This window comes from Flavobacterium sp., assembly GCF_020217025.1.
In the GTDB taxonomy this organism is placed as follows: domain Bacteria; phylum Bacteroidota; class Bacteroidia; order Flavobacteriales; family Flavobacteriaceae; genus Flavobacterium.
This window is the reverse complement of record NZ_JAIWOF010000214.1, coordinates 1-13,083: the sequence shown is the minus strand read 5'-3', so window position 1 is coordinate 13,083 and position 13,083 is coordinate 1. Positions and strand designations below refer to the sequence as shown.

Annotated in this window: 10 protein-coding genes; 3 read left to right on the top strand and 7 right to left on the bottom strand. The window is 35.1% G+C overall.

All coding sequences use genetic code 11. The annotated features are described in order from the left end of the window. Positions 1-51 precede the first annotated feature (51 nt). Positions 52-1,335: an FMN-binding glutamate synthase family protein gene (locus tag LDL23_RS11165; RefSeq protein WP_291265776.1), complete on the bottom strand. Its 1,284-nt coding sequence runs from the start codon at positions 1,333-1,335 to the stop codon at positions 52-54. Positions 1,336-1,590: 255 nt separating this feature from the next. After that, positions 1,591-2,145: a thioredoxin family protein gene (locus LDL23_RS11160; RefSeq protein ID WP_291265775.1), complete on the bottom strand. Its 555-nt coding sequence runs from the start codon at positions 2,143-2,145 to the stop codon at positions 1,591-1,593. Between the two features lie 269 nt (positions 2,146-2,414). Between LDL23_RS11160 and LDL23_RS11155 the strand changes: the two genes are divergently transcribed. Next, positions 2,415-3,434, top strand: a complete 1,020-nt coding sequence (locus LDL23_RS11155; RefSeq protein WP_291265774.1) for a quinone-dependent dihydroorotate dehydrogenase — start codon at positions 2,415-2,417, stop codon at positions 3,432-3,434. 19 nt (positions 3,435-3,453) lie between these two features. Further along, positions 3,454-4,317, top strand: coding sequence for a hydroxymethylglutaryl-CoA lyase (locus LDL23_RS11150; RefSeq protein WP_291265773.1), 864 nt, complete (start codon positions 3,454-3,456; stop codon positions 4,315-4,317). On the opposite strand, the gene LDL23_RS11145 is transcribed toward LDL23_RS11150, so the two are convergent. After that, a complete protein-coding gene (locus LDL23_RS11145; RefSeq protein WP_291265772.1) occupies positions 4,314-6,815 on the bottom strand; it encodes a cation-translocating P-type ATPase in 2,502 nt (833 codons plus the stop codon). The two genes, LDL23_RS11150 and LDL23_RS11145, sit on opposite strands and share 4 nt — an antisense overlap. Positions 6,816-6,928: 113 nt before the next feature. Between LDL23_RS11145 and guaB the strand changes: the two genes are divergently transcribed. Beyond that, complete coding sequence (gene guaB, locus LDL23_RS11140) at positions 6,929-8,401, top strand: IMP dehydrogenase (RefSeq protein ID WP_291265771.1); 1,473 nt, start codon at positions 6,929-6,931, stop codon at positions 8,399-8,401. 73 nt (positions 8,402-8,474) lie between these two features. Here the strand turns inward: guaB and LDL23_RS11135 are convergent, their stop codons facing one another. From LDL23_RS11135 to purB, 4 genes are all read right to left on the bottom strand, one after another. Further along, positions 8,475-8,984, bottom strand: coding sequence for a CAP domain-containing protein (locus LDL23_RS11135; RefSeq protein ID WP_291265770.1), 510 nt, complete (start codon positions 8,982-8,984; stop codon positions 8,475-8,477). Positions 8,985-9,035: 51 nt separating this feature from the next. Then, positions 9,036-11,273, bottom strand: a complete 2,238-nt coding sequence (locus tag LDL23_RS11130) for a cation:proton antiporter (protein WP_291265769.1) — start codon at positions 11,271-11,273, stop codon at positions 9,036-9,038. A 74-nt stretch (positions 11,274-11,347) separates the two neighbouring features. Next, the gene (locus tag LDL23_RS11125) at positions 11,348-12,124 is read right to left on the bottom strand and encodes a polysaccharide deacetylase family protein (RefSeq protein ID WP_291265768.1); all 777 of its coding nucleotides are present in this window, start codon (positions 12,122-12,124) and stop codon (positions 11,348-11,350) included. 14 nt (positions 12,125-12,138) lie between these two features. Continuing rightward, positions 12,139-13,083, bottom strand: a 945-nt coding sequence (purB, locus tag LDL23_RS11120) for an adenylosuccinate lyase (RefSeq protein WP_291265767.1), incomplete at its 5' end; no start/stop codon positions are given.

Below are 13,083 nucleotides of genomic sequence, written 5' to 3'. Positions count from 1 at the left end.
TAAAACAAGCTTTTGCGATTGCAACAAAAAAAGAATATTATTCAGTGAAAATTAACTAAAATAAATTTGGAAAAAAACACAGTTCATTCCGCGAGCGCTGTAACAAGCATCGGCGCCTAAAGACATGTTTTTAGCAATATCAAAAGCGGATATTATTTTTCCTGAAGCTAGAATTTTAATTTCGCTTCGTAAGCCATAATCTACCAACGATTTGTGAGCAAAGACAAGTGCATCGGATAAAGCCATTCCCATATAATCAATGAATTCTAGTGGAGCAGCTCCTGTTCCTCCTTCAGCACCGTCAATGGTAATGAAATCAGGAAGGATGTTAGTGTTTAACATTGCCTGTATGATTTCAGTAAATTCATCTTTTTTACCAATACAAATCTTAAATCCAACCGGTTTTCCATTAGATAAGTTTCGCAATTTCTGTATGAAATACAATAACTCAGTAGCATTTGAAAACGCTGTATGTGCTGATGGCGAATGAACGGTTTTGTGCGGTTCTAAGGCTCTAATTCGTGCGATTTCTGGTGTGTTTTTTTCGGCTGGAAGTAAACCTCCGTGACCAGGTTTAGCTCCTTGCGAAAGTTTAATTTCAATCATTTTTACTTCTTTTAAATTGGCTTTTTCAACAAAAAGAGCGTCATTGAAATGTCCTTTTCCATCTCTACAACCAAAATATCCTGTTCCAATTTGCCAAATCAAGTCACCTCCTTTTAAATGGTAATCACTGATTCCTCCTTCTCCTGTATTGTGGGCAAAATTTCCCATTTTAGCTCCTTCGTTTAGAGAAGAAATGGCAGTTTTACTCAAGGCTCCATAACTCATTGCACTAATATTGAAAATACTAGCACTATACGGTTTTGAACATTGCGAATTTCCTATTGTTACTCGAAATTGACTGAAATCGTTCTTTTTAGGGTAAATCGAATGTGCAGCCCATTCATAACCAATTCTGTTAGGTTCATCTTGCATTCCAAACGAAATGGTTTGTTTTTCGTTTTTCGCTCTTTGATATACAATAGAACGTTGTCTTCTGTTAAAAGGTTTTCCATCCAATTCACCTTCAAAAAAGTATTGGCGAAATTCAGGACGAACCGATTCAAATAAATAACGTAAACGTCCTACTAATGGATAATTTCTGCGTACCGAATGCTTAGATTGAAAGCTGTCGATAGTTACTAGAACAAGCATTAGAAAAGGAGCAAATAAGAAAACAGGATGCACTTTATAATACGCAACCAAAAAAAGAGTTCCCATCAAAAATGATAACGTGATTAACCAAATTATATGGCGTGCATATAATTTTCCCAAAAGTTTTTTTTGCGACATGTTACTAGAATTAAAAAAAATAATGATTACAGAAGATACTTCTGAAATGAATAGAAAATGTTATAAGTAAAAATCCTCCGTCTGAGAATTAGGAATAGGATAGACGGAGGCCTAATTGATAAAGGCCTTGCTGTGTGTAAATGCTACTACTTTTGTAATAGTATTTGAAATTAAAGTGATATTTGAAACTAGGTATTTCAAAATGAATGAATTTAATTTGAGTACAAAGTTAAGTAAACTAACGAGATAAAAAAATTACTTCCACTTAATATTACACCCAATACTCGGTTTCTGTTCTGGATTAATTAATCGATTCATCACCACACCGTCAATAGCACTTCGCAAATCAGAACCACTTAATGGAATACCATTTCCTGGTCGGCTGTCGTCTAATTGGCCGCGGTAAACTAACTTATTTTGGTTGTCGAAAAGATAAAAATCAGGGGTGCAAGCGGCATCGTAGGCTTTGGCTACTTCTTGTGTTTCGTCGTATAAATAAGGAAATTCAAACCCATTTTCAAAGGCAAATTCAGTCATTAATTCAGGAGCATCTTGTGGATATTTGACTACATCGTTGCTCGAAATCGCCACAAAACCTATTCCCTGAACACGATAATCGTTTACCACACGAATTACCTCGTCCATCACATGATGTACAAATGGACAATGATTGCAAATGAACATTACCACCGTCCCTTTTTCACCTTTGCAATCAGCAAACGTTTTAAAATCGGTAGCATTGGTATCTCTCAAATTGAAATCAGGAGCAATCGTGCCTAGTGGTAACATGTTAGAAGGAGTTTGAGCCATTGTTAAGTTAGAATTTAGAAATTAGAATTTTGAATATGCTTAATTATTTTTTTGGATCACAGATGACACAGATTTGAGAAATTTAAACAGATTTTTTTAATTTTTTAATTTCTTCAATCCGTGTTCCTAAATAAATTTTTTAAAATTGTTCTTGCACTTGAATTTGTTCTTGCTAATTATACGCACCAAATCTTTTATTGTTACAAAATGCATCAATACTTTTTTTTGGAATAGCATTTTCTTACTTTTGTACCACAACACAACACACTATGTATAAAATCTTCATTCGTCCGTTACTTTTCTGTTTCGATCCAGAAAAAGTACATTATTATACCTTTTCATTCATTCGTTTTCTGAATAAAATTCCAGGTTTTTCAAGTTTATTTCAAGCGCTTTACGAAGTAAAAGATGCTCGTTTAGAGCGCGAAGTTTTCGGAATTAAATTCAAGAATCCAGTTGGATTAGCGGCAGGTTTTGATAAAGATGCGAAGTTATATAAAGAATTATCGAATTTTGGTTTCGGATTTATTGAAATTGGAACATTGACGCCTGTTGGGCAAGAAGGAAATCCTAAAAAACGTTTGTTTCGCTTAAAAGAAGACAATGCGATTATCAACCGAATGGGGTTTAATAATGGTGGAGTGAAAGAAGCAGTCGAACGTTTGAAAAAAAATAAAGGTGTTTTAATTGGTGGAAACATCGGTAAAAATAAAGTCACGCCAAACGAAGAAGCGGTAAAAGATTACGAAATCTGTTTTGAAGCTTTGTTTCCATATGTAGATTATTTTGTGGTGAATGTGAGTTCGCCAAACACACCAAATCTTCGTGAATTACAAGATAAAAAACCTTTGACAGAGTTGTTACAAACGCTTCAAAATCAAAACAACGCAAAACCAAAACAAAAACCAATTTTACTAAAAATCGCTCCCGATTTAACCGATGAGCAGCTTTTAGACATCATTGATATTGTAAACGAAACTAAAATCGCTGGAGTAATTGCTACAAATACTACAATTTCTCGTGAAGGCTTGCAATCGGAAAACAAATCAGAAATGGGCGGATTATCTGGAAAACCATTAACGAAACGTTCTACTGAAGTGATTCGTTTTCTTTCAGAAAAAAGTAATAAGTCGTTCCCAATCATAGGAGTAGGAGGAATTCATACGGCTGAAGATGCGATTGAAAAATTAAATGCAGGTGCAAGTTTGGTTCAGCTTTATACTGGATTTATTTACGAAGGTCCGGCTTTAGTAAAAGCAATCAACAAAAAGATTTTGGAAAACAGCTAAAATTTCTATCTTTGAAGCTATGAACGAAATCAAAATCATCGAATGTCCGCGTGATGCCATGCAAGGCATTAAACCGTTTATTCCTACTGAAAAAAAGGTAAAATACATCCAATCTCTATTGCGTGTAGGCTTTGATACTATTGATTTTGGAAGTTTTGTTTCGCCAAAAGCGATTCCGCAAATGCAAGATACGGTTGACGTATTGGCTCAATTGGATTTGTCTGCTACCAACAGCAAATTATTAGCGATTATCGCCAATACACAAGGTGCACAAAACGCTTCGATTCATAAGGAAATTCAATATTTAGGTTTTCCTTTTTCGATTTCTGAGAACTTTCAAATGCGAAATACGCACAAAACGATTGCGGAAAGTTTAGTGACATTACAAGAGATTTTAGAAATCGCAGATAAATCGAATAAAGAAGTCGTGACTTATATTTCAATGGGCTTCGGAAATCCGTATGGAGATCCATGGAATGTTGAAATTGTGGGCGAATGGACCGAAAAATTAGCGAATATGGGTGTGAAAATCCTATCGCTTTCTGATACCGTTGGAAGTTCGACTCCTGAAGTAATTGATTATTTGTTTTCTAATTTGATTCCGAAATATCCAAACATCGAATTTGGAGCACATCTTCACACAACGCCAGACAAATGGTTTGAGAAAATTGATGCGGCTTACAACGCGGGTTGTCGTCGTTATGATGGCGCGATTCAAGGTTTTGGCGGCTGTCCAATGGCAAAAGACGACTTAACAGGAAACATGCCTACAGAGAAATTGTTGTCGTATTTCACTACCAAAAGAGAGAATACGAACACGAGTCCAATGAGTTTTGAAAGCGCTTATAATGAAGCAACTAAACTATTTGGTGAATTTCATTAATCAGTCTTTCTTCGTTTAAACGCTTTGTAAATTTCGACCCAAAGTACCGAAATACTTCCCACTAAAACGCATAAACCTATTTGGAAACCACTTACCATTTCAAATAAGAAGAACTTTGAAAATGCAGGAATGAACAATAGTAGTCCTGTCAATACAATGGTTACTCCAATAATCAATCCTACCAAATTATTTTTGTACTGAATCGTTTTGAAAATCGAATAATAGAACGAACGATTCGCCAATGTTAATACGATATTGGAAGTAATTAAAGTTAAGAAAATCAAGGTTCTAGTGCCGTTTTCGGGCATGTTTTCTCCGATGGCGTATTGGTAAATGAATAACAATCCTAACGTAATTACCAATCCTTGAATGATGCTAATCAATACTTCTTTGAAATTAAAGAAAGTGGTTGTTAGCGGTCTTGGTTTTTGCAGCATCAGATTGTCTTCCATCGGTTCGTTTTCGTAAATGATGGAGCAAGTTGGACCCATGATAATTTCTAAGAAAATAATGTGAACCGGTGTGAAAATATTTGGGTATATCCAACCCAAAGCCAGTGGAATAAATACAATTAAGATAATCGGAATATGAATTGAAATGATGTATTGAATCGCTTTTTTCAGGTTGAGGTAGATTTTTCTTCCCATCGCAATGGCATCCGTCATTCGCTCGAAGTTGTCGTCGATTAGAATTAAATTGGCTGCTTGTTTGGCAATTTCGGTACCTTTTTTACCCATCGCAATTCCGATATGTGCTGATTTTAAAGCAGGTCCGTCATTTACACCATCGCCTGTCATGGCTACGATTTGATTGTTAGCTTTTAAAGCTTTGATGATTCTCAATTTTGCTTCTGGAAACATTCTAGTGAAAATCGCAGTTTCCATTACTTTTTCCTTCAAAGTCGCTTCATCCATTGCCATTAATTCGTTGCCATTCAATACTTTATCGGCGTTTTTAAACCCGACTTGTTTTGCAATAGTTGTTGTAGTTTCTGCATTATCACCTGTTACGATTTTTACTTGAATTCCTGCTTTGTAAAACGTTTCAAAAACCGCTTGAATGTTCTGTTTTGGTGGGTCATAAAAAGCAACTAAACCTTTAAAATGGAACTTTAATTCTTGTTGGGTTGCTGGATAATCTGTTCCTTCAAAGTCCGAAACACCAACGCCTAAAACTCGGAATCCTTTTTGCATCATGGCTTTCATCGCCTCTAAAATCTGATTTTTTTCTGTTTCAGTTAAATGACTGACTGCGATTAAAGCTTCAGGAGCACCTTTAGCAGCGATGATTTTTTTACCCGATTCGTTTTCAAAAACGTGTGTCATCATCGGTGGTTTTCCGCTTAAAGGATATTCGTGAACCATTTTAAAATGAGGTCGTTCGTCTTCACTTTCAAAATTAGAATACGCTTCATGTATCGCAATTTCCATCGCATCAAACGGAATGGGTTCGCTCGACCACATGGAGTAATTCAATACTTCTTCAGCTTCGGGATTTAGTTTTTGAGAGGTTGCAACTATCGAATTAGATTTAAAAAGATACAATTCGGCTAAACTCATTCGGTTTTCGGTAATCGTTCCTGTTTTATCGGTGCAAATAACGGTAGCACTTCCAAGAGTTTCAACGGTTTTGGTTTGTTTGGTAATGATGCCCATTTTCATCAAACGCCAAGCACCTAATGCCATAAACGTGGTAAATGCCACTGGAATTTCCTCTGGAATAACGCTCATTGCTAAGGTTAGAGCCTTTAATAAACTATCCAAAACTAATCCAGAGTTGTAGTAATTAATCGCCCAAACAATAGCAAATATGACCAAACCAATAATCGACATTTTGGTAACGAAATTCCCGATTTGAATTTGCAAAGGCGTTTTTTCTTCTTCAATTGCATTTAAGCTGGAACCAATTTTTCCTAGTTGCGTTTTATTTCCAATTGCAGTTACTTCACAAATCGCTAGACCAGAAGCAACAATCGTTCCTTGAAAAACTTGTTTATTTTCGGATTCATTTGACTTAAATACAGCTAAAGATTCACCCGTTAAAATAGATTCGTTGACCGAAAAATCGTTGGATGAAAGAATAATTCCATCAGCAGGAATAAAAGCGCCTTCTTCCAATTGAACACAATCGCCAATAACAATTTCTTCGGTTGGAATTTCAATTAGTTGACTGTTTCTAATGACTTTACATTTCGGTTGGGTTAGTTTTTTTAAAGCTTCAATCGCATTACGACTTCTAGATTCTTGAAAAACCGAAATAGCTACTACAAAAATAATCGCAATAGCCATGAAAATTCCATCGCCATAATCTCCTGTTATAAAATAGATGCTAGTGGCGGTCAATAATAAAAGAAACATGGGTTCTTTTACGATATCTAAAATAGAATTCAGAAAATGGTTTTTTTTCTGATGTTCAACAGAGTTGGTGCCGAATTTTTTTGCGGATTCTATTACTTCTGAATCGGTTAGGCCTGTACTTGTTTTTTTAGAATCGCTCATTGAAGATGAAAAATTAATATGCAAGTTACATAATTTATTCTTAAAAGAAATAGATTATTAGCCTAAGTTTTACTATATTTGCACGCAATTTAACAACAACTACAAATTGCACCATGAAAGCACACACAACTAAAATCGTTGGCGAAGGTCTTACTTACGACGATGTTTTGCTTATTCCAAATTATTCCGAAATTTTACCACGCGAAGTTAGTATTCAATCGAAGTTTTCGAGAAATATTACGTTGAATGTTCCTATCGTTTCCGCAGCAATGGATACGGTTACCGAAAGTTCTATGGCAATTGCTATGGCACAAGAAGGAGGAATTGGTGTTTTACACAAAAACATGACGATTGAGCAACAAGCAGCGAAAGTGAAGAAAGTAAAACGTGCAGAAAGCGGTATGATTATCGATCCAGTAACGTTGCCTTTAACTGCAAATGTTGGTGATGCGAAAATGGCGATGAAAGAATTTAGCATTGGCGGAATTCCAGTTGTAGATGAAAACGGAATTTTAAAAGGAATCGTTACGAATAGAGATTTACGTTTCGAAAAAGTAAATTCACGTTCGATTTTGGAAGTAATGACTTCTGAAAATTTAGTAACGGCTGCTCAAGGAACGACTTTACATGAAGCAGAAGGAATTCTTCAAGAAAATAAAATTGAGAAATTACCAGTAGTTGACAACAACAATAAATTAGTTGGTTTAATTACGTTTAGAGATATTACTAAACTTACTCAAAAACCAATTGCGAATAAAGATAGATTTGGTCGTTTACGTGTAGCTGCCGCTTTAGGTGTAACAGCTGATGCGGTAGATAGAGCAACGGCTTTAGTAACTGCAGGAGTTGACGCTGTAATTATCGATACGGCTCACGGACATACAAAAGGTGTGGTGGATGTATTAAAAGCAGTAAAAGCAAAGTTTCCTGAATTAGATGTAGTAGTAGGAAATATTGCTACTCCAGAAGCAGCTTTATACTTAGCTCAAAATGGAGCTGATGCGGTGAAAGTTGGAATTGGTCCAGGTTCTATTTGTACGACGAGAGTTGTGGCAGGTGTTGGATTTCCACAATTTTCAGCGGTTTTAGAAGTGGCTGCGGCTTTAAAAGGAACAGGAGTTCCAGTTATTGCTGATGGTGGAATTCGTTATACAGGAGACATTCCAAAAGCGATTGCTGCGGGTGCTGATTGTGTGATGCTAGGTTCATTATTAGCTGGAACAAAAGAATCGCCAGGAGAAACCATTATTTTTGAAGGAAGAAAATTCAAATCGTACCGTGGAATGGGTTCTGTTGAGGCGATGCAAGAAGGTTCTAAAGACCGTTATTTCCAAGATGTAGAAGACGATGTTAAGAAATTAGTTCCTGAAGGAATCGTAGGTCGTGTACCTTACAAAGGAGAATTAAATGAAAGCATGCAACAATTCATTGGAGGTTTAAGAGCTGGAATGGGATATTGTGGTGCTAAAGACATCGCTACATTACAAGAAAATAGCCGTTTCATTAGAATTACAGCAAGTGGTATTGGCGAAAGTCACCCACATAACGTAACGATTACGAAAGAAGCTCCGAATTACTCGAGATAATATTAGTGTTCAGTGCTCAGTGAGTAGTGTTCAGTAAAAATAGAAACCTGATAGTTGTTAGCTATCAGGTTTTTTATTTTGTTCCAAACAATTGAACGGCATAAATTTTCTTGTTTTCCCAATCAATACTAAAACCAATTTCGGTATAGAAATATTGATGGTCTAAAATATTTTTCAAATGATTGGGTGATTTCTTCCACAGATTGAACATTTTTAAAGCTAAAGCATCTAAATCGGTTTCAGAGTAAATTTGGTCTTTAATTCCGGTGAATAAGAGATTTTCGCTTACTAAAACAAACGAATTTCCGCCATAGAAATACACGCGCTCTTTTGGTGTTTCTTTTTTTGAAACCGTTTGTTCGTGTGATAAAGTTTGCGCTTTTGCGATGTATTTCGCATGGTCGTCAGCGGCTTTTTTTAAATGAGCATCCAAACCAAGTAATTTTCTGTCGTTATTAGTACGTTCTTCGCTTACTAATTGATATAGTTTAGTTTTTAGCTTCTCTAAATCAATTTTGTTTTGATTTTGACTGAAACTTAAAGTGGAAATTATTAATAGGAGTAGGGTGAAATGGGTTTTCATATTGTCTGTTTTTCAATATTTTATATAACTTAAAAGAGATTAAATATTATTTTACCCCTTCAAAAACTCATTAATTTTCTTTCTATCACCTGCAATCCACAAGATATCATCAGATTCTAAAATCCAATGTGATTCTGGATTTAGAATACGTTTTCCGTTGCGTTCGATACCTACGATAATACCGTGCGTTTTCTCTCTAATTTGCGATTCTCGGATGCTTTTTCCTATGCAAACGCGGTTTTTTAATTCTAGTTGCTGTAAGATAATATCTTCTTTTGCTTTGGTTTCAGGAGCATCGATTTCGTGTTTGTCTAGGTAATTTTTGAAAAGTTTTACTTCATCATCCGTTCCAATAATACTAATTTCGTCGCCCGGAAATAAACGTTCGGTTCTAATCGGAATATTAATTGTGATTTCGCCTCGTTTGATAGAAGCAATATTGATTCCGAATTGCTCTCTAATCCTCAATTCTTCCAAAGTTTTACCAGCTAAATTCGATTCTTTGGCAATAACAAAATCTGCCATGTGACCATCCCAAGGTGATAGCACATTCTGACGTTTGTTAGCTTCTTTTGTTAATTCTCTATCGTTGAAATTTCTCAAGAAATGGCTTTCAATTTTGTTGTAAAACGCATGTAATCGTTTTGGGAATAAAATATAGGAAACGATTCCAATAACCAATGCAATAATAGCGATTACTGGAGAGAAGAATTCATTCAATACAAATCCCATATAGAAAAGCGAAAGTGCAATTCTAAAGAAAACCAATACGATAATTGGACCTTGATATTTTCTTACTTGCATTAATTCTTGCACTTGTTCTACAGCTACTCTTCGCAACGACAACGCCCATAAAAAAGGGGATAAAATGACAACCGTTATCAAAGCCGCAATAGCATTTCCAAACCTTGAATCTTCAACCAAAGGCAAGATATATTTATACGAAAGTAGAATTATGGCTACAATAATAATGGAGTGAATAATTACTTGAGTTAAGTAGGCACGAAGAACAATTTGCCAAGTACTAACCGATTTAATAGCTTCGGTATTGGCACTGTAGCGTTCGATTTTTTTCACCCAACGTCTTGGAAGTTTTTTCTCTAAATAAACAGAAAAAGGAGTTGAAAATTTCACCATGAAAGGTGTTGTAAAGGTGGTGATAGCAGAAACCGCAACCACAATTGGATATAAGAAATCGCTCGTTACATTTAACGTCATTCCTAATGTAGCAATGATGAACGAAAACTCTCCAATTTGAGACAAACTCATTCCCGTTTGAATAGATTGTTTCAACGGTTGTCCCGAAAACAGAGCACCTATGGTAGCACTTAATGATTGTCCTAAGATAACGACTAACGTTAAAATGGCTACAGGAAATCCGTATTTCATTAACATTTCAGGGTCAATTAACATACCGACCGAAACGAAGAAAACGGCTCCAAATAAATCTTTTACGGGTTTTACTAAATGTTCAATGTGTTCTGCTTGTGTGGTTTCGGCAATAATCGAACCCATGATAAAAGCACCTAGGGCAGGAGAGAAGCCTACATTTGCAGCAAATAAAACCATTAATAAACATAATGCCAATGAAACAATTAGTAACATTTCATCGGTTAAAAGGTGTTTGGCTTTTTTTAATAAGGTTGGGATAAAGAAAATTCCCGCCACAAACCAAATGGTTAAAAAGAAAACCAATTTTAAAACCGATTGCAATAATTCGCCACCCGAAAATTGTTGACTTACTGCTACTGTCGATAATAAAACCATCATTAAAATGGCTAAAATATCTTGTACAATTAAGGCTCCGATTACATTTCCGGCGAATTTCTGCGTTTTTACGCCTAATTCATCAAAGGTTTTTAAGATGATGGTTGTGGAAGAAATCGATAAAATAACGCCTAAAAACAAACTATTCATTTTGCCCCAATCCATCATTTGACCAACGAAATAACCTAAGGCTACCATTGAGATGATTTGAGTTAAAGCGGTTATGGAAGCCGTTCCACCGACTTTCATTAGTTTTTTGAAACTAAATTCTAAACCTAAACTGAATAAGAGGAAAATTACACCAATTTCTGCCCAAACGGTAACACTATTCATGTCTTTAACCGTTGGAAAAAAACCGAATTTATTTCCTGCTAAAAACCCTGCAACTAAATATCCTAAAACTAATGGTTGTTTTAAGATTCTAAAAATTAGTACAGCAATGGCTGCAGTGACTAAAATTAGTCCTAGATCGCTAATTAAATTGGGTAAATGAACAGTAGAGGCAGTGAGTAGTATTGGCATAAATTTGAATTTTTACTAAAATAGTGAAAAGCGTTCGGTTTTCAAAATTTCAATTCTTTATGCGTTTAATTTTATTATTTTTTTAACGTTGTTAACTCTTGAAACGTATAAAATTTCATATGATTTGCTGTGACGTATTGGCAAATGGTTTCTAGTGTTTTCATTTCAACTTCGTAAGTGCTTGTTGACTTTTGGACTGGTTTGTGTGCGTAAAGAATAACAATTTTATTATTTCTTCGGGCATAAGCTAGAACTTCCTTTATGTAGTCTAAAGTGAAATGTTTGTAATTGCCGTCAATTCCAATTCCTTTTTGATGAAAGGTACCATTGTAAAAATTGCTGTTTTCTTCAATTTTTGGTTTTCCAACACTTGTTGAACGTATAATTTTGAAATACTTTTTTAATTCAAAATTTAAAGTTTGGTTGTTCGCTCCAAAAGGATAGGCAAAACTAGAAATGGGCAAACCTTCATTCTTTAAAGTTTCAATTAGTGGTGTTATTTCTAAAGTAATGTATTTGCTTTTTCCATTTGTTTTAGTGTATTCTTTGGCATTTAAATGATTATAACCATGTCCGCCTATTTCATGACCATTTTTCTTTAATTTTCTAAGATTGTCATAGTCGGATTTTTTAAGTAAAGGTAAATTACTAACAAAAAATGTTGCTTTCCATTTGTAATTTGACAATTTAGCGTCAGCAGCACACCATTCATTAATGTAATAATCATCGAAAGTGATAACAACTCCTGGTTGATATGGTTTTGTGAAATTTTTATTTGGCGAACAAGAATAAAAGAAAAAACCTATCAGTAAACTAATAAAAATGAGTTTTATGCTGATAGGTTTTGACATATTTTAAATAGGAATTAAATCCCCAAATAATTACTTGGTGTAATTTGCATTAACTCCGCTCTAACATCTTCTGAAACGTTTAATGTTCCGATGAAATTATGAATAGCTTCTTTGTTAATTACAGTATTCGTTCTGGTTAAGTCTTTTAAAGCTTCGTATGGATTTGGATAACTTTCACGACGTAAAATCGTTTGAATTGCCTCAGCTACAACTGCCCAGTTTTTCTCTAAATCTTCTGCGAATTTGTCTTCGTTTAATAATAATTTGTTTAATCCTTTTAAAGTAGCTTCAAAAGCGATTAAGGTGTGTCCCATTGGCACGCCGATATTACGTAAAACCGTACTGTCAGTCAAATCGCGTTGTAATCTTGAAAGTGGTAATTTTGCTGAAAGATGTTCGAAAATCGCATTCGCAATTCCTAAATTTCCTTCCGAATTTTCAAAATCGATTGGATTTACTTTGTGTGGCATAGCCGAAGAACCAATTTCTCCCGCTTTGATTTTTTGCTTGAAATAATCCATAGAAACATACGTCCAAATATCTCTATCTAAATCGATTAAAATCGTATTGATACGTTTTAAAGCATCAAAAAAGGCTGCAAAATGGTCGTAATGTTCAATTTGTGTTGTTGGGAACGAATGGTGTAATCCCAAACTATTTTCTACGAAATCAGTTCCGAATTTTTTCCAATCTGTATTTGGATACGCTACTTTGTGTGCGTTGTAATTTCCAGTTGCGCCACCAAATTTAGCTGCAAACGGAACATTGAATAACAAACGCATTTGCTCTTCTAAACGCTCTACGAAAACTAAAATTTCTTTTCCTAAACGAGTAGGAGAGGCTGGTTGACCGTGAGTTCTGGCTAACATTGGAACGTTTTGCCATTCCATTGCTAATTCTTTTAATTTTGCAATTACGCTTACTAAACCTGGTAAATAAACGTTTTCAAATGCCTCTTT